Raw genomic sequence first — 20,234 nt, forward strand, 5'->3', positions numbered from 1 at the left:
GGGCGATCCAGCATCTGGCGGGGATGAAGGATTCCAAGACCATCATCGCCATCAACAAGGATGAGGATGCGCCGATCTTCCAGGTGGCGGATGTCGGTCTGGTCGGCGACCTGTTCAAGGTTGTGCCGGAACTGGTCGAGAAGCTGTAAGCGCCTCGCCTTTGGGTTCAGATTGAGGGCGCGGGCCTTGGGTCCGCGCCCTTTTTTTCATTTTATTCGCAGCGGACGTCGTTCTTGTCTATGGCGCGGCCCGCCAGTGCGCCGCCTGCGCCGCCCAAGATGGTGCCCAGCGTCTTGGAGCCGCCGGGGGCGATGATATTGCCCAATACGCCGCCTGCTATGGCGCCGACTATGGTGCCGGTGGTGCCGTCGTCGCGCTTGCAATAATAGCGGCCGTCATTGTCGCGGTAGATATAGTCATTGTCGCCGATGGGCCGGCCGCCGTGATGGGGGCCGTGGCCGTAGCTGGGGCGGTCATAGCCGTAGCCGCCGCCGTCCGAGACGCAGGCCGTCAGCGGCATTGCAAGCAGCGCGGCGGCGAGTAGGGGGGTGCGCATTGTCATTTTCTCCTGTGCTTTCCCTGCTGGAGTGACAACCCGCGGGAGGGGAGGAAGTTGCGCGAAAATAGTCTGCCCGCCGCGGCGCCGAAAGGGGGAAGGCAGCCGGGCGGGCAGTGGTGCCAGCGGCGAGAGGGTATTCACCGCCGGGAGGGAATGAGGGGGTGGCCGCTCAGGGTGTGAGGGGCGCGGTGCCGGCGGTGCTGGCGGTGGGGGTGGCGAGATTGGGGCTGGTCAGCGTGGTGTCGCTGGCGCGGCGGTTGTCGAGGTCGGACCTGGCCTGGTTGTAGCGGGCGACGAGGTCGTCCTTGAACTCCGTCAGCTTGCCTTCGTCATAGAGCTTTTTGCCGACATAGCCTGCGATCGCGCCAAAGATCAGGGTGCGGATCATGGGGTTGGCTCCTTGTTCCGTGGGGAATTTGCAAGGATAACCGTGGCGGCGCGGATCGGTTCCGGGGCGGTGCGGCAGAGCGGGCAGCGCCGTCGATATGAGGAGTCGGGCGGCTGTTCAGTGCGTGCCGGCGATGCGGCGGGCGCGGCTTTCGTCGACATATTCCTGTCGGCGGGCCATGACCAGAAAGGCGGCTTCGGAACGCAGGCAGCGCTGGCGGACATTGTCCAGGGTGGCGGCGTCGGCTTCGATCCGGGCCTGGCGGGCGAGGGCGCGGAAATCGGGGCTGGCCATGGGACGCTCCTTTCAAAGTGCGGGGCGCCGCGAACGGCGCCCCGCCTGTCAGCGGCGTCTTATGTCAGGATGCAGTGATGCTGACGCATCAGCATCCTGGCAATGCTCAGGCGCCGCTCGGGCTTAACCCCGTCTTTATTCGGCGTGCTGAAGATTCACGGCCGCCATCTTGCCGCGCTTGTCCTGCTCCAGATCATAGGAGACGCGGTCCTTTTCGCGCAGGGTGGCGAGGCCGGCACGCTCGACGGCGGTGATGTGGACGAAGGCGTCCGGGGTGCCGTCATCGGGGGCGATGAAGCCATAGCCCTTGTCGGCGTTGAAGAATTTGACGGTTCCGACGATGCTCATTGGGTATTTCCTTCTTTACGTGGGCGCGTCCCGTGTGGACGGGCCTGGCGCTAGAGGGGCAGGGAAAGAAGGAAGTTTGGTGCCGCAAAGCGCCGAAAGACCGTCGATTTGCGACTGTAGCACCCCCCATATAGGGCCATGGGCGCCAAATAGCAAATCGGCGGGCGCGGCGGCCCGTTCCGGCGGGTGCGATCAGCCCGCCCGATCCAGCGCAGCGAAGCCGAAAAAGACGTCGCGGGCGCGGGCGGCGGCATGTTCATAGGGGCGGCGCTGCGCCTCCACGCGGATGGCGAGCGCTTCCTCCTCCGCCATGGTCAGGTCGCGCTCATAGGCGTCGATGTCGTAGTGGAGGTCGCTTTCGTCGCCGTCGAAGCCGGGCGGGGCGGGATAGTCGGTGCGCCAGCCGTCCCTTTCCTCATCCCACCAGATGCCGCGCAGCCGGGCGGCGGCTTCATCCGGCGGGAAGCTGGCGCGTTCGACCGGCGGGACGGCCGGAATGGGCCGAAGTTCACACCGTTCATCGAAGGGATGGAAGGGGGCCTTGCCGCCCTCGCCCAGCGCCATGCGGGCGGCGACGAACAGCGCGGCGGAGGCGCCCGGCGACAAAGCGGCGGCGGCCTGTTCGAGCGCGGGCGCTTCATCGAGGGCGTCGGGGTCGGGCAAAGCGTGCGGGGAGGGCGGGGTTGCGGGGCGATCCGCCTCCGCCTGATCTGCCTCTGTCTGATCCTGTGGGCAGAGCATGTCGAGATAGGCGGCGAAATCCTGCGCCACGACGCGGGCGAGCGCGGCGTCGGACCCCGCGGGCGGGCTGTCGGCCATGCGGTCGAGGCGGGAGAGCATCGACATGGCAAGGCGGTTGTCGTGGCGGTGGCGAGTGATTTCGCCGGCGTCCATGTCCTTGCGGATCACCTCCTCATGGCCGGTCAGTGCACGGGCGAGCAGATCATCGGCGAGGCGGGCGCGGGCGATGAGGATGGCCGCGTCCCAGCCGAGGCGAAAGGCCGCGCCGTCGCGGCGGATGCGCAGGGCATAAGCGGCGCGGGTGCTGATCTGCGCGGCTTCGCAGGCGGCGCGGATGATGCCGGTGGCGGCGAGGGTTTCAAGGAAGAGGCGCTGGCGGGCGGGGCTCCAGCCGTCGGTGCGGACTTGATCGGCGGCCGTGGGGAGGGAGGAGAAGTGGTAGGACATGGCAAAGCTCCTTTTTATGGGAGGATTTGCCGGGGAGGGTATAAAAGGTGAGGGGTTGTAGGACAGAACAAAATGGGAACATTGGGAGATGTCAGTGGCAATGCGCGATATTTATACGAGCCACGATCCTCTGCTGCTTCTGCAACGACACAGTTGCAGATTCGCGCGCATTGAGGCATCCTGAGGAAAAATTCCTTCAGTGGAGCAGTAATGGATCTATCAGCAATTGGCTTAACAGCGGGGAAATCTGCCGCCCCTCATGTTATTGCGTTGTCGAAGAGCATAGGAAGGCATGCTTATGATGATTTCGTTGCCACATGCACCAACATATTTTCCGATCATGTTAAAACATCATACCTAAGGTGTAAAAGTCTCAAGACTATTGTTACTAGATCTTCGGCTATTGATCTTGAACAGCATTATGTAAATTTGGAGTTTTCTGGAGATAGTGAACGTACGGATATGGACCTGTCGCGATCACTTCAGGCCGGAAATGAGCGCCTTTTGGTGGTAGGCTCTGCGGGCTCCGGGAAATCAATGTTCATGCGCTGGTGCGTTCTCCAATTGATCGCGAGCATGCCACACCATCAGCGGATCCCTCTTTTCCTTGAAGCACGGGAGATTCCTGAAAGGCTGTCAACCAGTAACATCGAAATCATACTTTTTCAGAAATGTGCTTCTTCCAGTTCGAAGGCTACGTTCGACCAGTTTGTTATCGGTCTAAAAAAAGGGTTCTTTATACCCATAATCGATGGCCTCGATGAAATCGCTCCTAAGAAAAGATCAGCATTCCTCGGGGAATTATCTGACTTCCAACGAAGATTTCCGGAAACTCCAATTGTCTGCTCTTCCCGACCAGACCGTTCACTCGAGTCGGCAGTCGGACTTGAGGTCTACCGGGTAAATAACATGTCACTTGAACAGATCGCAGATGTAATTAACAAATCGGTGTTCGACGAAGATAAAAAGCGGTCTTTCATTCAAGAACTTGAAAGCGGATTATATGAAAAGCATCACAGCTTTCTGTCAAACCCCTTACTTGCAACGATCATGTTGATTACCTTTGATGATACATCAAAGATACCGGAAAAGCTTTCTCTATTCTATAGTCAAGCTTATGAGGCGCTTTTTTATAAACACGATTCCTCAAAAGGGGTCTATTCTAGAGAACGGTACACAGATCTTGATATAGAGGATTTCGAAGCCATATTTCGAGCTTTTTGCTTCAAATCCTATGCAAAAGGTAAGTTTACATTTGAAGCGACGGAATTGTCTTACTTAATGAAAGAAGCTATAGAATTTTCTCGTAAATCCGTAGTGAAAAGCGACGACTTCATAAAAGATTGCATAAACTCTTTGTGTCTCATGGTCGAAGATGGTCTTTACATAACGTTTTCTCATCGATCATTCCAAGAGTACTTTTGTGCTAGGTTTATGTTATTCTATAGCGGAGAAGATTACTTTCGCATAATTGATAACTTGGCCCGTCGGTCGGCAGAGAATGTGGTAAAGTTAATTGGTGAGTTAAACTACAATAAAATACTACGGGAATGGGCTTTGCCGAAGGTTAAAGAGCTTTATGACCTCATCGACAGCCATGATATGGATAACTTACAGGATGTGGTGAATGTTGTGAATGCCTTCGTATCCGACATAGGATTTCATGACGAAAATCTTGAGATATCGAACTATGCCTACACAATGGATAAAGAAGCCGCGTCCCTTCGAGCATTAAACAGCCTACTAAGATCCGGTGGTTTCAGAACTGAAATCGACGTGTTTTCAGGACTGCTCGCTGGAGAAAATTCTACTGAATGTGAATGCTTCATCAATGAAGAAATCAGTGAGAACTCCAACTTCATTCTGCAACTGGGGGATGGGGAGCGAGATGAGGATAACTGTATCTATTTCGAAGTATCCAAGCACGACGATTGGGTACTAAATTCGCGAATTCCTTCTTGTTTGCGGTTAACATCGGACCATCTTAAACGTGCTGAGGCGGAGATTTTGTTATTCCTCGAACAGGAATCAAAGTTCTCTCTGGATGTGGCATCCCTATTTGGTGAGGCTCACTGACAGCCTCTCTCACTCCGCCGCCACAGCCTCCAACCCAAGCAGCGGCGCCAAATAGCGCCCGGTAAAGCTCCGGGCATTTTTCGCGACCTTCTCGGGCGTGCCTTCGGCGACGACTTCGCCGCCCTTGACGCCGCCTTCCGGTCCCATGTCGATGATCCAGTCGGCGGTCTTGATGACGTCCAGATTATGCTCGATCACGACCACGCTGTTGCCTTGTTCGACAAGGGCGTGGAGGACTTCGAGCAGTTTGCGGACATCCTCGAAATGGAGGCCGGTGGTGGGCTCGTCCAATATGTAGAGGGTGTTGCCGGTGGCTCTGCGGGAGAGTTCCTTGGCGAGCTTGACGCGCTGGGCTTCGCCGCCGGAGAGGGTGGTGGCCTGCTGGCCGACCTTGACATAGCCGAGGCCCACTTCGGCGAGCATCGCCATCTTGTCGCGGATGGGGGGGACGGCCTTGAAGAATTCCACCGCGTCCTCGACGGTCATGTCGAGCACGTCGGCGATGGACTTGCCCTTGAACTTCACCTCCAGAGTCTCGCGATTGTAGCGGGCGCCGTGGCAGACGTCGCAGGTCACGTAGACGTCGGGGAGGAAGTGCATCTCTATCTTGAGCACGCCGTCGCCCTGGCAGGCTTCGCAGCGGCCGCCCTTGACGTTGAAGCTGAAGCGGCCGGGCTTGTAGCCGCGGGCCTGCGCCTCTGGAAGCTGCGCGAACCAGTCGCGTATGTTGGTGAAGGCGCCGGTATAGGTGGCCGGGTTGGAGCGGGGGGTGCGGCCGATGGGCGACTGGTCGATGTCGATCACCTTGTCGCAATTTTCGAGGCCGGTGACCTTGTCATGCGGGCCGGCGACGATGCGGGCGCCGTTCAGGGTGCGGGCCGAGGCGGCGTAGAGGGTGTCGATGGTGAAGCTGGACTTGCCCGATCCCGACACGCCGGTGATGCAGGTGAAGGTGCCGAGCGGGATCGACGCCGTGACGTTTTGCAGATTGTTGGCGCGGGCGTTGTGGACGGTGAGCTTCTTGCCCGAACCCTTGCGGCGGCGGGGCGGTACCTCAATGCGGCGGGTGCCGTTCAGATAGTCGGCGGTCAGGCTGTCCTTGTGCGCGAGGAGCTGGTTCAGGGTGCCCTGGGCGACGATGGTGCCGCCGTGGACGCCGGCGCCCGGCCCCATGTCGACGATATAGTCGGCGGTGCGGATCGCGTCCTCATCATGTTCCACGACGATGACGGTGTTGCCGAGGTCGCGCAGGCGCTTCAGCGTGATGAGCAGGCGGTCATTGTCCCGCTGGTGCAGGCCGATCGACGGTTCGTCGAGGACGTAGAGGACGCCCGACAGGCCGCTGCCGATCTGGGAGGCGAGGCGGATGCGCTGGGACTCGCCGCCGGACAGGGTGCCGCTGGTGCGGTCGAGGTTCAGATAGTCGAGGCCGACATTGTTGAGGAAGCCGAGGCGCTCCACGATTTCCTTGAGGATGGCGCGGGCGATCTGGTTCTGCTGGTCGTTGAGGCGGGTGGGGAGGGTGGAGAAGAAGCCGAGCGCGTCCACCACCGAGCGGCGGGTGGACATGGAGATGTCCTCTCCCGCGATCTTTACCGCCAGCGCCTCGGGCTTGAGGCGGGCGCCGTGGCAGGTCTCGCACGGCATGGCGGTCTGATATTTGCTGAGCTCCTCCCGCATCCAGGCGGATTCGGTCTGGAGGAGGCGGCGGTTGAGGTTGCCGATGACGCCCTCGAACGCTTTCTTGACCTCATAACTCTTGCGGCCGTCGACGAAGCGCAGGGTGACCGGCTTGCCGCCGGTGCCGTGGAGGATGATGAGCTTCACCTCCCCCGGAAGGTCGGCCCAGGGGGTGTCGAGGGAGAAGCCGAACTCCTTCGCCAGGGAGCCGAGAACCTGCATGTAATAGGGGCTGGGCGGGTTGGACTTGGCCCAGGGGACGATGGCGCCCTTCTTGAGGCTGAGGGCTTCGTTGGGGACGACGAGTTCGGGGTCGAATTCCTGCCGTTCGCCCAGGCCGTCGCAGGCGGGGCAGGCGCCCTGGGGGGCGTTGAAGGAGAAGAGGCGCGGTTCGATCTCGGCTATGGTGAAGCCGCTGACGGGGCAGGCGAACTTCTCGCTGAAGACGATGCGGTTGGCGGGGATGCCGGCGCCCTTGAGGTTGCCGGTGGATTCGGCCTCCTCCTCACGGCCGGGGACGACGCCGTCCGCCAGGTCGACATAGGCGAGGCCGTCGGCGAGTTTCAGCGCCTGTTCGAAGCTGTCGGCAAGGCGCGTGGCCATGTCTTCGCTGACGGCGAGGCGGTCGACCACCACTTCGATGTCATGCTTGTACTTCTTGTCGAGGGCGGGGGCGTCCTCGATCGCGTAGAGTTCGCCGTCGATGCGCACGCGGGTGAAGCCGGCCTTCTGCCATTCGGCCAGTTCCTTGCGATATTCGCCCTTGCGGCCGCGCACCACGGGGGCGAGCAGGTAGAAGCGCGCGCCATCGGGCAACTGCATCACGCGATCGACCATCTGGCTGACCGTCTGGGCGCTGATGGGGAGGCCGGTGGCGGGCGAATAGGGAATGCCGACGCGCGCCCAGAGCAGGCGCATATAGTCGTAGATCTCCGTCACCGTGGCGACCGTCGAGCGCGGGTTGCGGCTGGTCGTCTTCTGCTCGATGGAAATGGCGGGGGAGAGGCCGTCAATATGTTCGACGTCCGGCTTCTGCATCATCTCCAGGAACTGGCGCGCATAGGCGGAGAGGGATTCGACATAGCGGCGCTGACCCTCGGCATAGATGGTGTCGAAGGCGAGGGAGGACTTGCCTGAGCCGGAAAGGCCGGTGATGACGATCAGGCTGTCGCGCGGCAGGTCGACGTCGACGCCCTTGAGATTATGCTCGCGCGCGCCGCGGACGCTTATGGTGGTCAGCATTCGGGAAACCTCTGCCGAGGGGTGATGGGATTCATGGGGCGTGTTGTTCCAGATTTGTTCTTGGGAGGCAAGGGCCGGTCGGGCGCAAGATAGGGACTGTGCGGCGAAAGGAAAAGGCAGCGGCTTTGCTCCCGCGCCTCGCCGGGTTAAAGGGCGGGGATGAGCGGGATTTCGGTTCGGATGCGATATGGCGTGCTGGGCGTGGCGATGGCGCTGGCGGCCTGTGGCGGGGGCGTGCGGTATCGGCCCGTGAGCGATGTGCCGGTGCGGGTGGGAAAGCCCTATAGCGTCAGGGGCGTGACCTATGTGCCTGCCGCCGATCCGGTCTATGATTATCTGGGCTATGCGAGCTGGTATGGCGGCGAGAGCGGGAACCAGACCGCGAGCGGCGAGCGTTTCCGACCGAGGGCGGTGACGGCGGCGCATGTGACGCTGCCCCTGCCAAGCTATGTCGAGGTGACGGCGCTGGACACGGGGCGGACGATCCTGGTGCGGATCAACGATCGCGGCCCCTTTGCCGGGCGGGGGCGGATCATCGACCTGTCGCGCGGCGCGGCGGAACAACTGGGGATCAGGGCCACCGGCCATGCACCGGTCAGGGTGCGCGTGGTGGAGCCGCCGGAAAAGGACCGCAGGAAGCTGCGCGAGGGCAAGGAGGCGCCCCAGCGCCCCGTCGTCGACGCGCGGACGCTGGCCAAGCTGCGCGCCCAGCTGGCGGCGTCGGGGCAATGATGTCGTTCGTGGAAGAATGTCGTCGGTTTGTCCCCGGCGGATGTTGCCGGGCGGCGCCGATGCGCGGATCATCGAATGGCAAAAACGGTGGTTGCGCCTTCGCGATATGGTGGCGTCCGACATGGTGACGATCCGGCAGGCGACGATCCGCTAAGGATCGAAGCCATCCGCGTCCGAGCATTTGACAGAAATCCCGGAGAGCCCGACAGCTTCCTGGATGCACCCCCGGCCGTTCCCTTGCGCCGGGGGTGCTTTCTTATGTGCGTCATTCTTTGGCTCCTGGTAATTTTACGTTACGGAATGGCTGTTTTCCTGACGTAAAATTGTCGTTCGTCCGCGCCAGACTGCATTTGGTCGAGAAGAGCGTCGTTGGCCGACCCGCCTGGCCGCCGGTCGAAAGCGAAAAGCGACGCATTCGCAAAAGGCCTACACGGATGAAGTGCGAAGACAGGGACAATGATCTGTTCGTTCTGGGATCTCTTCATTCAGGGATCTGGTTGTTCAGGCCGCTCTTCTCTTCGCCTGAGGCTTGCCGAGCGCGTGGCGCGAGGGGGCCGGGAAAAGCATTAGAGTCGAGGAGACAATTGCCATGATCGCCTTCAAGTTCGCCCCCGCCTTCGCCGCCATCGTCGCCCTGGGTGCGGCCGGCGCGGCATCCGCCACCGAATTCCAGTCCAACGGGAAGACTGTCGAGGTCAACTATCATGATCTGGACCTGTCCAGCGCGAAGGGACAGAATATGCTGAAGGGCCGCATCTGGCGGGCCGCCTGGAAGGTGTGCGCGGATGGCGCGACCTCTGCCGAAATGAAGAAATGCCAGTCGGTCGCCGCGGCGCATGTGCGCAGCTCGGTCGAACTGGCGGTCGCCAAGGCCCAGAGCGGCGAGCGCTATGCCGATATGAACAAGGAAAAGCCGGTCGGCCTGGGCAACTGAGTTTTTCCAGTCGATCCTGAAGAAGGCCCGGTGGATGCCGGGCCTTTTTTCGTTTCCGGATCAGATCGTTTTTACTGGAACGGCGATCTGATTGAATCAGATCGCCGTTCTGGATTCTTTGTTTTCCGTGATTTCCTGACCAGCGATCGATTCCGATCGCTTGGAAATCCTAGCGCCCGGCCATGGCGCGGGCGTTGGTGAGATAGGTGCGGCCGATGCGGATTTCGCCACCATCGGCGAGGCAGGCCGACCAGACGCCGCTGCCGTCATGGCGAAGCCGGGAGATATGGTCGCGGCGGACGATGTGCGAGCGGTGCAGGCGGACGAATTGCTGCGGGTCCAGCCGGTTTTCCAGCGAACTGATCGTCTGGTGCAGAAGGTAGCTGTTGGCCCCGACATGCAGCCGCATATAGTCCCGCTCCGCCTCTATCCGGTCGATCTGGGCCGCGCCGATGCGGATCAGTTCGGAGCGGTGCGGCACCCAGAATTCCTCCGCCCATTCCGGTTCCTCCTTCGCGCTGGTGGCGGGGGAGGGCGCGGCGCGGTTGCCCAGCGCCTGTTCGACGCGATCGATGGCGCGCGACAGGCGTTCATGCGCGACCGGCTTCAGCAGATAGTCCACGGCGGCGAGGTCGAACGCCTCCACCGCGAAACCTTCGAACGCGGTGACGAAGATCACCGCCGGGCAGAGGCCCATGCGCGAGGTAGCCCGCGCCACGCCGATGCCGTCGAGCAGCGGCATGGCGATGTCCAGCATCACCAGGTCCGGTTCCAGCCCCTCGATCAGGCGCAGCGCCGCTTCGCCATCGCTGGCGGTGCCGACCAGCGCGATGCGCGGTTCACGGGCGCAGAGCATCTGCAGGCGTTCCACCGCCAGCGGTTCGTCGTCGACGATGAGAGTCCTGATGGTCATGTCAGATGCTCCGTCGGATGATGGGGAGGGTCAGGTCCACGGTGAAGCCGCCGCCGTTGCGCGGACCATAGTCGATGCGGCCCTCTTCACCGAAGCGGGCAATCAGGCGGTCGCGCACATTGGCAAGGCCGATGCCGCTGCCCGCATCGGCGCCGCTTGGCGGCTTGTCGCCATTGTCGGTGACGCTGAGGCGGAGCATGCCCTCCTCCTCCCGCGCGGCGATGGTGATGGTGACCGGGCTGGACGTGCGCGACACCCCGTATTTTATGGCGTTTTCCACCAGCGGCTGGAGGATCAGGCCGGGGACGCAGGCGCCCAGCAGCCGGTGCGGGATCTGGATGCTGGTCGACAGGCGATCGGGAAAGCGCACGGATTCGATGTCGAGATAGAGTTTCTGGAGGTGCACCTCCTCCTCCAGCGAGACATCGTCCAGCGGGTCGCCCGTCAGGCTGGTGCGGTAGAAATTGGAGAGGGAGAGGATCATCTGTTCCGCCTCGTCCCGCCGGTCCTTCATGACGAGGGAAGAGAGCGAGTTCAGCGTGTTGAACAGGAAATGGGGGTTCACCTGATAGCGCAGCGAGCGCAGTTCCGCCTGCTGGGCGGCGCGTTCCAGCCGGGCGGCACGGCGTTCCACCCGATGGGCTTCGCTGGCGTAGGACAAGGCGAGATAGAGGCCGGCCCAGGCAGCGAGGAAGAAATAGCGGCTGATCGCGTCCTCCACGATCTGCATCAGGGCAAATCCCTGTTCGCTGGCATATTTCTGATAATCGCTATCGGGGATGAGCGAGACCGGGTCGTAGATGTTGAAGACGTAGAAATTGGCGGCCGCCGTGGCCAGCGCGAAGGGCGCGGCGAGCGAGAAGGCGGCGATGATGCGCGTCGCCAGCGGCTGGCGGTCGAACCGCCGCAAGCAGAGATAGAGGATCCAGGTGACGACGATGCCGATCACCGTCACCACCGCGCGGCGGGCGGCCATGGCTCCCTGCGCCTCGAACCCCATGACGGAGGCGCGCAGTGTCACCAGCATCGCGTAGAAGAACCAGAAACCCAGTATCGAATAAAGCGCGACCGTCGGCGGCACGCCCGGCTCGCCGTCTTCATTTTTTATGTTCATGGCCGCAGTCTAGGCGAGGGCGCGGCGTCTGTCGCCCCTTCGCGCCGAAGCTGGTCGAAAGCTTCCATGCGTTGGTCGATGGAGGCGGCCGGCGGAACCCGCCCTTGCCGCCGTCCGTTTCCTGTTCCGGAAGGTGCTCGCGACCGCTTTGGCCTTTTTCAGCGCGGCGCGACCATGAGGAGAGCATGATGAACGACAAGACCGATATCAGGCCCAACAGCCGCGAGGAAGCGCATGACAAGCGGTCCACCGATGCGCAGGACCACGCCGTGACGACCGAGGAGAAGCTGGACGAGGGATTGATGGACAGCATGGATGCGTCCGATCCGCCATCGGCCACGGCGCCTGGCGATCATGGCGATCCGGTCCCTTCTTCCGGCTTTCCCGAAGGCAAGGACAAGAAGGACGAGCGATAGACGGCCCGGCAAATCGTGATATGATCGGTTGGAGGGGTGGCCGCGTCGCTGCCCCCGCAGGTGAGAGGAGCCAATTCATATGCCGACTTCCGCCACTCCCGCGATCGAACGCATTGCCCGCGTGCTGGCCGGGCGCCAGCTCAGCCTGAATGGCGAGGGCAAGGATCCGCACGCGGCGAGCGCAGTCGATGCCAGTTGGCAGGACCATGTCGACGATGCCTATGCGATCCTCCACACGCTGCGCGAGCCTGATGCGCAAATGGCGCAGGCGGGTGACGTGACCGTGTGGCGCAGCATGATCGGCGCGGTCCTGGAGCGCCGCGCCGGATAGCGGGCGGTCAGGGCCTGCTCCCTGCGGCGCATTGGGGGAAGGCGCTGGCTGCGCGGGGCCGGGTCACTGCTGGCCAGGGCGTGTTATTCGATTGAGCGCATTCATAAAAATTACATGTTGCGCCGCACAAGAAAAAATGATTCCCTGTACCTGTCGGCAGAACCGGCGCTTAAGCTTGCAGTAACCATATGGGGCGCATGTTCTGCTTACGACTTGAAGTCGGAGGGCAAAGACATGGGCACGAGTGCAAGACCTGCGGACGGGGCGATCACCCTGGCCGAGTTGCGTGAATTCGCCAGTTTCCCGGCCGCCACGCAGCGCTATATTCGACGATCGCTGGACATTGGGCTGCATCGGCGCGACGCCATGAAGCTGTGGTCGCGCGACATGGTGGAGGAAGCCAGCATTCGCGCCCAGGCACGGATCTATGGACGGCTGGACGAGATCAAGGCGCGGGTGCCCGACGACAGCGGCCTGGACCAGATGGAGCCGTTCATGGCGCCGCTGGTGACGGTTTCCGCCTTCGACCTGGGGCAGGATCGGCTGTGCAGCTTCTCTGCCTATCGCTTCCTTTATGAGCGCCTGCTGGGAGCGGGTTCGCGGCCATGGCTGCCGGGGGCCTTCTGTGCGGCGGCCAGCCTGCCGCATCTGCATCCCGAAAAGCGCCGGGCGCTGCTCCAGTCGATCAGCGAGGCGGCGGCGACGGCGGTCGGATGGTCGAACAGGGAGCCGACCTTCTATCCCGAATGGGTCGAGAAGGTGGATTTGAGCAAGGCGAACTGAGCAAGCTTGACCGGCCCATCCGGGGGGAGGGGCCGTGGCGATGCGGCGATGACGGCGCGGCGGAGGAGGTCCGGCGCGCCGTTGGCTTTTTGAGCGCGTGAAGGCAGCTAGAGCGATTTCCAAGCGATCGGAACCCGCTCTGGAGGCTTGATCCAGGTCTAGATTATCGCAATCGACTTCGCGTCTGAACCATGTCTTATTGCGGTCCGCAGGCATCAGTCTGTGTGCGACCCAACTGAAGCCCCGCCTTCCTTCGCAAGGAGCGGGGCTCCTTTGCCTCTGGGAAAGGGAAATCGGGTCAGCGGCGGGTTTCGAAGGTGGAAGTGGTGCGCGGCTGCCGGAGTCGGACGGGCGTTCCCAGTTCGCGTTTCAGCATTGCCAGCATCCAGTTGCGGTGGCGCTCGATGAATTCGGGGAATGTGTCGGGCTGCGCGGGATCGAACCGGGGCACATCCCAGTCCGACGCGATTTCCTGATAGGGCTGGATGGTCTGGCCCGCCCCATCGTCCGGCAGGTCGACATGGCTGCCGAAATAGCTGTTTCGCCGGAAGCGGATCGATTCGGCCGGGGCGAAGCCGGCCCTGATCAGATAGTCGGGGCCGCTGCGTCCGTTTTCGCTGCCGTAGCGGGCGGTGCCCGCCACCCTGAAGACGTTGCGCGCGAAGCGCACCTTCCGCGCCCAGCCTTCCCACTGGGTGGCGACGATCATCTGCACGTCCATCGCCGGGCCGACATGGATGACGTTTCTTTCGATCCGGGCGTCCGACACATTGCCGGAAAGCTGGAAGATGCGGGTGCCGTCGTTGCGGCTGACGTTGAAGCGCGCCAGCGTGCCGCGATTGCCCAGATTGTCCTTGTCATTGGGCCGGGGCGAACAGATCAGCAGGAATCCGCCGGCATTGTCGTGGCTGTAATTGTAGAGGAAGGTCGTCCGGCGCGAGTTGAAATCGGAATCGAAACCCTGGCCGTCATAGCGGGTGCGCGTATGCGCGGCCTCGTTGAGCTGGATCAGGCTGTTGTCGGTGCTCCATTGCCAGATGCCGGCATTGTAGCCGGGGGCGCGGCTGCCGGCGGCGAGGACGATATTATGTTCGATCAGGGCGCCGTCGGTGCCGCGCGGGACGATGCCGTCGCCGCCAATATCCTCCAGATAATTGTCGCGGATCACCACCTTCCTGCTGGGGAACCAGTCAAGGGAGGACACGCGGTCGCTGATCCCCGCGATGCCGGATCGGTCGACGCGCCACAGGATGTTCCGTTCGATCGCGAGATCGTCGAAGCGGGTGGCGACCTGCCGGCCGGTGGCGCGGAAGAGAATGCCGCCATTGTCCTTGCGGTCGTTGGTGCCGCGGACATCGTGGACATAATTGTCGCTGATGCGGATGCCCCGCGTCACGCCGCGATTTTCGGCGCGCACCAATATGCCGATGCGGGGCGCCGGGGAGGGCGCGTCGTTGGTGGCTTCCAGGCCGCTGATCGTGACATGATCGGCGTCGATCACGCCGATGGCATATTCGGCAACGCCGCCCGCATCGATGCGTGGCCGGGGACCGGCGCCGGTCGCACCGACGATGATGGGTGATCCCGCCTTGCCCGAGCGGGCGATCGTCAGCGGTTCTTGCCAGACCGAGCCGGCGGTCAGCAGCACGCGGTCGCCGGGCTGGAGCGGCCAGCCATTGACCCGCGCCAGGGACCGCCACGCCCTGTCGCCCGCCGTGCCGTCCGCCCGGTCGTCGCCCATGCGGGAATCGACATAATAGGTTTCGGCCCGGGCCACATCGACAAGGGCGGCGGCCATCGATGCGGCGGGGAACAGGAGCGCTGGAGCAAGGAGCCGAAAGGGCTTTGGCAAGAGGTCTGTCTTTCGCGGCATGACGGTCGCGCTCCAGCCTGATGGATGGCCGCTGAACGGTCAATGAAGAGATGGCGGCCCCCGGAAAAGTCGCGCAGGCAGGGAAAATAGCGGCGGAAAGCCCCTTGAACTGCTGGCTGGGGCGCCTAGATTGGGCTGGTCACTCTCCCCCCTTGAGTGACACCTCCCTGAACCTTGGCCCCGCCGTGCAGCTCTGCTCCGGCGGGGTTTTCTTTTGCCCGCCGCCCGGCATGTGGGCAAAAGATTACAGGCAATTAAATTGAACAATTCGGCGGGGGCGTCGAAGGAGGGGCATGGCTTGGGAAAGGCGCCCTTTATGGAAGGCGGGCTAGAGACAGTTTATCATAGCTGCCGCGCCGAATTGTTGCGCTTCCTGGTCGCGCGCACCGGCAGCGGGCCCGAGGCGGAGGATATACTGCAGGACATGTGGCTGCGGATCGGCGAGGGCAGGAGCGGCCCCGTCGCCAATGGACGCGCCTATCTCTATCGGATTGCGCAGAATCTCGTGCTCGACCGCCTGCGGGAGGCGCGACGGCGCGGCGCCCGCGAGCAGAGCTGGATGGAAGTGGCGTCGGGCGTCGACCTGCGCGGTCCCGATCCCGCCGATCCCCGCGCCGATGCGCTGGCGCAGATAAGCGAAAGGGAGGAGGTGGCGCGCCTTGCCTCCGCCATCGCCAACCTGCCCGCTGGCGCCCGCCGCGCTTTCCAGTTGCACAAGCTGGAGGGGTTGTCGCATGACGAGGTGGCGCAGCGGCTGGGCATCAGCAAGAGCGGGGTCGAAAAGCATATGGCGGTGGCGATGAAATATTTGCGCCGCGCATTGTCCGAGGACTGAGGCCAGGCTGACCCGGTGACGTTATAGCGGGGAACGGCGCATGTGCGGGGGGCTGCGCAGCGACTGGACAGGTTTGATGGGACCGGCTTTGGACGATGAGACGATCCTCGACCAGGCGATTGCCTGGCACCGCGCGCAGGATGACGCGGATTTCGACTGGGACGGCTTCACGCTGTGGCTGGAGGCGGATCCCGCACATCGCACCGCGTTCGATTCGATCGCATTGATCGACGCAAGGATCGCCGATCATCGCGCCACCCTGGCCGCGCTGATGCCGTCAATGGAGGCGCCGTCGATGGACGCGCCGTCGATGGGCATGTCCGTCCCGCCGGTCGCGATGCGGGCGCCCCGCCGCCGCCGCTGGATCGGCGGCGGGATCGCTGCGGCGCTGGCGCTGGCGGTCGGCATTCCTTTCTTTCGTCCCTCTATGCCGCCGCCGGTCGATTATCGCACCGGGCCGGGGCAGGCGCGCACCATCATGCTGAAGGACGGTTCCCGCATCGCGCTGGCCGCCGCCAGCCATTTGCGCGTGGCGGGCGCGGCGCAGGACAGGCTGGCGCTGGAGGGCAGCGCGCTGTTCGACATTCCCCATCGCCCGGACAGGACCATGACGATCGATGCAGGCGGGCAGCGGATCAGCGATATCGGCACGCGATTCGACATATTGGCCGACGCCCGCATGATGCGGGTGGCCGTTGCCGAAGGCAGGATCAGCGTCGCGCCGCGTGACGGCGGCGATACGGTCGAACTGCCGGCCGGGCGGCAGTTGCTGGTCGACCGGGTGACGCGCCGGGGAACGACCGCCGCCATATCCCCCGGAACGGTCGGAAGCTGGCAGCAGGGACGGCTGGTCTATGAAGGCGTGCCGCTCTCTCTGGTCGCGTCCGATCTCAGCCGCTATGCAGGGGTGCCTGTGAAGGCTGGGGCCGATGTTGCCGACCGGCCATTTTCCGGTGTGTTGATCGTGGGGGACGGTTCGGGTCTTGTCGGTGAAGTCGCGCAGTTCATGGACCTCAGGATCGTGCATAAGGGCGGCATTGTGTTGCTGCGCGCTGGCGCCCGGTAGCGCCTGGGCGCAGCAAGAACGGCCAATCCATATCGAATCCGCGCCGCTGGCCGATGCGCTGGCGGACCTGTCGCGCCAGACGGGGATAGCGATCGGCTTCGAAGGGCGGCTGCCCGCGCGCCGGTCGCACCGCGTCGACGGGCGGCTGACGGTGGAGCAGGCGCTGGCGCGGTTGCTGGCGGGAACGGGGCTGGAGGCGCGGCGCCTGTCCCCGACCGCCTATCGGCTGGTGCGCGCCGCGCCCGTCGCGCCGCCCCCGCCTGTCCGGTCGGCCTCCGCACCGCCGCCGCAGGGAATGGCGGACATCATCGTCACCGGCGCGAAGCGGGAGGAACCGCTTGCGCGCCTGCCGATCTCCGTCGCGGTGGTGCAGGCGCCAGGCGATCAGGGCGGCACGCTGCTTTCCGGCACGCAGGAAGTGGCGCAGCGGCTGGATGGGCTGACGCTCACCAATCTGGGGCCGGGGCGCAACCGCCAGTTCATCCGCGGCGTGGCGGACAGCCCGTTCAACGGCAACAGCCAGTCGACCGTCGCCATCCTGATCAACGATGCCCGCGCCACCTATAACGCGCCCGATCCCGACCTGCGGCTGGTCGATGTCGAGAGGGTGGAACTGCTGAAAGGGCCGCAGGGGTCGCTTTACGGCAGCGGGACGCTGGGCGGCGTCTATCATATCGTCACCCGCCCGCCCGATGCCGGGGCGTTCGCGGGACAGGCGGGGTTGGAGGCATCGCTTGCCACCCATGGCGAAATGGGCGGCAGCGCGGAGGCGATGATCAACCTGCCGGTGGTGACCGACCGGCTGGCGGTGCGTGCTGTCGGTTATGCGGCGCGCGAGCCGGGCTGGATCGACACGGCGGGCCGCGGCGATTCGAACCGCAGCGAGGTGCGCGGCGCCCGGCTGGCGGTGCGCGCCCTGGCGGGCGACTGGACCGTCGACCTGAACGGCATGTTTCAGTTGCAGGATGTCGCGGACAGCCAATATGTCTATGCCCGCCATGCGCTGACGCGGCCGGACCAGGTGGCCGAGCCGCATGACAACGACTTCGCCCTTGCCTCGCTGCGCGTGGCGGGAAAGCTGGGCGACATGGATCTGGTCTATGCCGGCAACTGGGTCGACCACGACGTGTCGAGCACGCTGAACGCCAGCGACCTTTCCCAGGCCGCCTTCGGCGTCGCGCCGCCCTCTCTCTATTTGGAGCAACGGCGCAATCGGCTGTTCGATCAGGAAGTGCGCCTGTCGGGCCAGCGGGACGACGGCCTGTCCTGGCTGGCGGGCCTGTCCTTCATGGATGTGCGCAACCATTTTTCGGGCGTGATCGAGGGTGCGCGGGACAGGACGGTCGCCACCGGTATCCAGGGCGTGGCCGAATTCGCCGCCTTTGGCGACATGCGCGTGCCGCTGACCCCGGCCCTGTCGCTCAGCGTCGGCGGGCGGCTGTTCCTTTCCCGGCTGGAGGCGGAGCAGGGCGGCCGCCGCACGCGGGTGGAGGTGTCGGTGACCCGCAGCGGCTTCACCCCGTCGCTGGCGCTGTCCTGGCAGGCGGGCGCGCGCGACTTCCTTTATCTGCGCTATGCCGGGGCGCGGCGGCCAGGCGGGCTGACGCAGACCAGCGCGAGGTCGGCCGAACGGTTCGAATCCGACGAGTTGCAGACATTCGAAACGGGGTGGCGGCATACGGCCTCGCCATCGCTGACGGTCAATGCCGACGCCTTCCTGACGACATGGTCGCACATGCAGTCCGACTATCTGCTGACGGACGGGCTGATCGGCACGCGCAATGTCGGTGACGCGCGCATCTACGGGATCGAGGCGTCGATCGACTGGAAAGCGGCTTCGGCCTGGGCCGTCAGCGCCGGGCTGGTGGGGCAGAGCGCGCTGCTGACCCGGACCAGCGCCGGCCTGCGGGTGGACGACCGGCATCTGCCCGTCATTCCCGACTGGAAGGCGCGGCTGGGGATAAGCCGTGATCTTGGCCTGCTGGGGTGGAGAGGCAGCATGGGCGCGCATGTCAGCTATCTCAGCCCATCGCACCTCAGTTTCGATCCCGGCCTGGACAGGCGGATGGGCGACTATGCGCTGGCCGATGCCGATCTGACGCTGCGTCGGGGTGGATGGAGCGTGCGGCTGTCAGGCAGCAACCTGTTCGATTGCAAGGCGGACAGCTTTGCCTTCGGCAATCCCTTTACGCTGGACAGGGGGCCGCAATATACCCCGCTGCGACCGCGGCAGTGGACGGTCGGGTTCACGAAAAACTGGTGACCGGCCGCCGGTCGAGGGCATAGGTGGCGGTATAGCCGACATGGTCGGACAGCATGGTGCCGTCCGGCCCATGGCCGAAGGGGATGTCGATCCGGCGCAGCGTCAGCGTCGTCCGCTGGCCCGGCGCGAAAAACTCCCAGTCGCGGGCGCGCTGCTGCGACAGGCGGGCGTCGGCGGAAAAGGGGAGATGCAGCGCCGCCGCCGCGGCATAGGCGTTGTTCATGGGGGCGCCGAAGCTCCAGTCCCGCGCCGCATGGTCGGTCAGGTCGATGCGCCGTCCGCTGGTCTGGCCGGCATTGAAATCGCCGCCGACGATCAGCGGGTCGCGCGGGTCGTGCCATTGGCGGATGAAGGCAGTGAGGCTGGCGATCTGAAGGCTGTGCGCTTCATTGGAGCGGGCGTCCGACACGTCGGAGGCGCGGCGGCTGTTGAGATGGGTGGTGACGACATCGACCGGTTCGGCCTGGCCGGGCAGGCTGACCCGTACCAGCATCGCGCCCTTGTTCGCCAGGCAGTCGAACCCCGCGCAGGCGAAGCGCGGAAAGGCCATGCGGTGGATCGCGACGATCGGATAATCGGACAGGATCTGAAGCCCGCTGCCGACATATTTGCCGACGCCCTCGCCATGGGTCCAGCTTTCATCGGCGGCGAAGCGCTGCTGCGCGCCGACCGGGGTGGTGCCGTTGGTCGCCCGGTCGTCCGGTCCGTCCGCGACATAGGGATAGCCTGCCGCCCGTCCGATCGCTTTCGCATCGTCGGTGAACGCCTCCTGCAGCAGCACGATATGGGGATTGCGCCCGGCGGCCCGCATGTCGCGCAGCGTTGCCGCGATGCGGTCGAAATCGGCCGGACGACCCCAGGCCAGCGGCCAGGGCAGGCCGTGGATATTATAGGTCATGACCGACAGCGTGCCGTCGAAATGCACAGCTTCCGTCCGGGGCGCCGCGCCGCGCGTGTTTGCGGAAGGGGCCGCCGCGACGAGGGCGGCGGCGGCGATCATCGGCACGGTCCATGTTAAAATGCGCACAGCCTGTTCTCCTGTGGCGCGATGACGGCGTCGGCGCGGCGGCACCGCAGTTGTCGTGCCACATTAAAAAATATTCCTGCTCGGGCTGCGGTGTCCCGTGGCGGTGGCGTCATCGAGACAAGACCGAAAGGCAGATATGGCGACAATTGTCACAGTGAAGTCATCACCCGGC

The 20,234-nt window shown here is 63.9% G+C and carries 20 protein-coding genes and 1 pseudogene; 11 read left to right on the top strand and 10 right to left on the bottom strand.

Annotated elements, in window-relative coordinates; translation table 11 throughout:
* Window positions 1-149: pseudogene (locus MRBLSP13_RS07560) on the top strand (electron transfer flavoprotein subunit alpha/FixB family protein); the annotation flags it as partial.
* Window positions 150-211: 62 nt separating this feature from the next.
* On the opposite strand, the gene MRBLSP13_RS07565 reads toward MRBLSP13_RS07560, so the two are convergent.
* The 5 genes from MRBLSP13_RS07565 to MRBLSP13_RS07585 form a co-directional block, all read right to left on the bottom strand.
* Window positions 212-556, bottom strand: coding sequence for a glycine zipper 2TM domain-containing protein (locus tag MRBLSP13_RS07565; protein ID WP_363735346.1), 345 nt, complete (start codon window positions 554-556; stop codon window positions 212-214).
* Between the two features lie 172 nt (window positions 557-728).
* On the bottom strand, window positions 729-947 hold the full coding sequence (locus MRBLSP13_RS07570) for a hypothetical protein (protein ID WP_363753786.1): 219 nt from the start codon (window positions 945-947) through the stop codon (window positions 729-731).
* Between the two features lie 117 nt (window positions 948-1,064).
* Window positions 1,065-1,241: a hypothetical protein gene (locus MRBLSP13_RS07575; RefSeq protein WP_363753788.1), complete on the bottom strand. Its 177-nt coding sequence runs from the start codon at window positions 1,239-1,241 to the stop codon at window positions 1,065-1,067.
* A 135-nt stretch (window positions 1,242-1,376) separates the two neighbouring features.
* A complete protein-coding gene (locus MRBLSP13_RS07580) occupies window positions 1,377-1,589 on the bottom strand; it encodes a cold-shock protein (protein WP_363735342.1) in 213 nt (70 codons plus the stop codon).
* 192 nt (window positions 1,590-1,781) lie between these two features.
* Window positions 1,782-2,777: a hypothetical protein gene (locus MRBLSP13_RS07585; RefSeq protein ID WP_363753790.1), complete on the bottom strand. Its 996-nt coding sequence runs from the start codon at window positions 2,775-2,777 to the stop codon at window positions 1,782-1,784.
* 210 nt (window positions 2,778-2,987) lie between these two features.
* On the opposite strand from MRBLSP13_RS07585, the gene MRBLSP13_RS07590 reads away from it, so the two are divergent.
* Window positions 2,988-4,853 (top strand): NACHT domain-containing protein, encoded by a 1,866-nt coding sequence (locus MRBLSP13_RS07590; protein ID WP_363753792.1) that lies wholly within the window; start codon window positions 2,988-2,990, stop codon window positions 4,851-4,853.
* Between the two features lie 9 nt (window positions 4,854-4,862).
* Here the strand turns inward: MRBLSP13_RS07590 and uvrA are convergent, their stop codons facing one another.
* Window positions 4,863-7,775, bottom strand: a complete 2,913-nt coding sequence (gene uvrA / locus MRBLSP13_RS07595) for an excinuclease ABC subunit UvrA (RefSeq protein ID WP_363735337.1) — start codon at window positions 7,773-7,775, stop codon at window positions 4,863-4,865.
* Window positions 7,776-7,934: 159 nt separating this feature from the next.
* Between uvrA and MRBLSP13_RS07600 the strand changes: the two genes are divergently transcribed.
* The 3 genes from MRBLSP13_RS07600 to MRBLSP13_RS07610 all read left to right on the top strand — a co-directional run bounded on the left by MRBLSP13_RS07600 (window position 7,935) and on the right by MRBLSP13_RS07610 (window position 9,441).
* Window positions 7,935-8,507 carry a septal ring lytic transglycosylase RlpA family protein gene (locus MRBLSP13_RS07600; RefSeq protein ID WP_363753794.1) on the top strand — a complete coding sequence of 191 codons (573 nt, stop codon included), beginning with the start codon at window positions 7,935-7,937 and terminating at the stop codon, window positions 8,505-8,507.
* 16 nt (window positions 8,508-8,523) lie between these two features.
* Window positions 8,524-8,661, top strand: a complete 138-nt coding sequence (locus tag MRBLSP13_RS07605) for a hypothetical protein (RefSeq protein ID WP_363753796.1) — start codon at window positions 8,524-8,526, stop codon at window positions 8,659-8,661.
* 435 nt (window positions 8,662-9,096) lie between these two features.
* A complete protein-coding gene (locus MRBLSP13_RS07610; protein ID WP_363735335.1) occupies window positions 9,097-9,441 on the top strand; it encodes a UrcA family protein in 345 nt (114 codons plus the stop codon).
* 169 nt (window positions 9,442-9,610) lie between these two features.
* Here the strand turns inward: MRBLSP13_RS07610 and MRBLSP13_RS07615 are convergent, their stop codons facing one another.
* Together MRBLSP13_RS07615 and MRBLSP13_RS07620 are read right to left on the bottom strand one after the other, a co-directional pair.
* A complete protein-coding gene (locus MRBLSP13_RS07615) occupies window positions 9,611-10,354 on the bottom strand; it encodes a LytR/AlgR family response regulator transcription factor (RefSeq protein ID WP_363735334.1) in 744 nt (247 codons plus the stop codon).
* Window position 10,355: 1 nt separating this feature from the next.
* Complete coding sequence (locus MRBLSP13_RS07620) at window positions 10,356-11,468, bottom strand: sensor histidine kinase (protein ID WP_363753798.1); 1,113 nt, start codon at window positions 11,466-11,468, stop codon at window positions 10,356-10,358.
* Window positions 11,469-11,653: 185 nt separating this feature from the next.
* Here MRBLSP13_RS07620 and MRBLSP13_RS07625 point away from each other — a divergent pair, with 185 nt between their 5' ends.
* From MRBLSP13_RS07625 to MRBLSP13_RS07635, 3 genes are all read left to right on the top strand, one after another.
* Window positions 11,654-11,884, top strand: a complete 231-nt coding sequence (locus MRBLSP13_RS07625; RefSeq protein WP_363735329.1) for a hypothetical protein — start codon at window positions 11,654-11,656, stop codon at window positions 11,882-11,884.
* A gap of 79 nt (window positions 11,885-11,963) precedes the next feature.
* Window positions 11,964-12,215 carry a hypothetical protein gene (locus MRBLSP13_RS07630; RefSeq protein WP_363753800.1) on the top strand — a complete coding sequence of 84 codons (252 nt, stop codon included), beginning with the start codon at window positions 11,964-11,966 and terminating at the stop codon, window positions 12,213-12,215.
* Between the two features lie 234 nt (window positions 12,216-12,449).
* A complete protein-coding gene (locus MRBLSP13_RS07635; protein WP_133651661.1) occupies window positions 12,450-12,998 on the top strand; it encodes a hypothetical protein in 549 nt (182 codons plus the stop codon).
* A gap of 298 nt (window positions 12,999-13,296) precedes the next feature.
* On the opposite strand, the gene MRBLSP13_RS07640 is transcribed toward MRBLSP13_RS07635, so the two are convergent.
* Window positions 13,297-14,796: a right-handed parallel beta-helix repeat-containing protein gene (locus MRBLSP13_RS07640; RefSeq protein WP_363753802.1), complete on the bottom strand. Its 1,500-nt coding sequence runs from the start codon at window positions 14,794-14,796 to the stop codon at window positions 13,297-13,299.
* A gap of 391 nt (window positions 14,797-15,187) precedes the next feature.
* Between MRBLSP13_RS07640 and MRBLSP13_RS07645 the strand changes: the two genes are divergently transcribed.
* The 3 genes from MRBLSP13_RS07645 to MRBLSP13_RS07655 are packed head-to-tail and all read left to right on the top strand — an operon-like array spanning window position 15,188 to window position 19,035.
* Window positions 15,188-15,706, top strand: coding sequence for an RNA polymerase sigma factor (locus tag MRBLSP13_RS07645; RefSeq protein WP_363735326.1), 519 nt, complete (start codon window positions 15,188-15,190; stop codon window positions 15,704-15,706).
* A 40-nt stretch (window positions 15,707-15,746) separates the two neighbouring features.
* Window positions 15,747-16,772, top strand: a complete 1,026-nt coding sequence (locus MRBLSP13_RS07650; RefSeq protein ID WP_363753804.1) for a FecR family protein — start codon at window positions 15,747-15,749, stop codon at window positions 16,770-16,772.
* The gene (locus tag MRBLSP13_RS07655) at window positions 16,744-19,035 is read left to right on the top strand and encodes a TonB-dependent receptor (RefSeq protein WP_363753806.1); all 2,292 of its coding nucleotides are present in this window, start codon (window positions 16,744-16,746) and stop codon (window positions 19,033-19,035) included. The genes MRBLSP13_RS07650 and MRBLSP13_RS07655 overlap by 29 nt, the downstream gene beginning before the upstream one ends.
* On the opposite strand, the gene MRBLSP13_RS07660 is transcribed toward MRBLSP13_RS07655, so the two are convergent.
* A complete protein-coding gene (locus tag MRBLSP13_RS07660) occupies window positions 19,019-20,062 on the bottom strand; it encodes an endonuclease/exonuclease/phosphatase family protein (protein ID WP_363753808.1) in 1,044 nt (347 codons plus the stop codon). The two genes, MRBLSP13_RS07655 and MRBLSP13_RS07660, sit on opposite strands and share 17 nt — an antisense overlap.
* Between the last annotated feature and the right edge of the window lie 172 nt (window positions 20,063-20,234).

This window comes from Sphingobium sp. LSP13-1-1.1 (assembly GCF_040676415.1).
In the GTDB taxonomy this organism is placed as follows: domain Bacteria; phylum Pseudomonadota; class Alphaproteobacteria; order Sphingomonadales; family Sphingomonadaceae; genus Sphingobium.

Bases quoted from the DNA above. Each gene is read 5' to 3' on its own strand.
- MRBLSP13_RS07615 (WP_363735334.1), bottom strand. From the start codon at position 10,354: ATGACCATCAGGACTCTCATCGTCGACGACGAACCGCTGGCGGTGGAA.
- MRBLSP13_RS07605 (WP_363753796.1), top strand. From the start codon at position 8,524: ATGTCGTCGGTTTGTCCCCGGCGGATGTTGCCGGGCGGCGCCGATGCG.
- MRBLSP13_RS07645 (WP_363735326.1), top strand. From the start codon at position 15,188: ATGGAAGGCGGGCTAGAGACAGTTTATCATAGCTGCCGCGCCGAATTG.
- uvrA (WP_363735337.1), bottom strand. From the start codon at position 7,775: ATGCTGACCACCATAAGCGTCCGCGGCGCGCGCGAGCATAATCTCAAG.
- MRBLSP13_RS07590 (WP_363753792.1), top strand. From the start codon at position 2,988: ATGGATCTATCAGCAATTGGCTTAACAGCGGGGAAATCTGCCGCCCCT.
- MRBLSP13_RS07650 (WP_363753804.1), top strand. From the start codon at position 15,747: ATGTGCGGGGGGCTGCGCAGCGACTGGACAGGTTTGATGGGACCGGCT.
- MRBLSP13_RS07610 (WP_363735335.1), top strand. From the start codon at position 9,097: ATGATCGCCTTCAAGTTCGCCCCCGCCTTCGCCGCCATCGTCGCCCTG.
- MRBLSP13_RS07630 (WP_363753800.1), top strand. From the start codon at position 11,964: ATGCCGACTTCCGCCACTCCCGCGATCGAACGCATTGCCCGCGTGCTG.
- MRBLSP13_RS07575 (WP_363753788.1), bottom strand. From the start codon at position 1,241: ATGGCCAGCCCCGATTTCCGCGCCCTCGCCCGCCAGGCCCGGATCGAA.
- MRBLSP13_RS07625 (WP_363735329.1), top strand. From the start codon at position 11,654: ATGATGAACGACAAGACCGATATCAGGCCCAACAGCCGCGAGGAAGCG.
- MRBLSP13_RS07600 (WP_363753794.1), top strand. From the start codon at position 7,935: ATGAGCGGGATTTCGGTTCGGATGCGATATGGCGTGCTGGGCGTGGCG.
- MRBLSP13_RS07570 (WP_363753786.1), bottom strand. From the start codon at position 947: ATGATCCGCACCCTGATCTTTGGCGCGATCGCAGGCTATGTCGGCAAA.
- MRBLSP13_RS07640 (WP_363753802.1), bottom strand. From the start codon at position 14,796: ATGGCCGCCGCCCTTGTCGATGTGGCCCGGGCCGAAACCTATTATGTC.
- MRBLSP13_RS07635 (WP_133651661.1), top strand. From the start codon at position 12,450: ATGGGCACGAGTGCAAGACCTGCGGACGGGGCGATCACCCTGGCCGAG.
- MRBLSP13_RS07565 (WP_363735346.1), bottom strand. From the start codon at position 556: ATGCGCACCCCCCTACTCGCCGCCGCGCTGCTTGCAATGCCGCTGACG.
- MRBLSP13_RS07585 (WP_363753790.1), bottom strand. From the start codon at position 2,777: ATGTCCTACCACTTCTCCTCCCTCCCCACGGCCGCCGATCAAGTCCGC.
- MRBLSP13_RS07620 (WP_363753798.1), bottom strand. From the start codon at position 11,468: ATGAACATAAAAAATGAAGACGGCGAGCCGGGCGTGCCGCCGACGGTC.
- MRBLSP13_RS07580 (WP_363735342.1), bottom strand. From the start codon at position 1,589: ATGAGCATCGTCGGAACCGTCAAATTCTTCAACGCCGACAAGGGCTAT.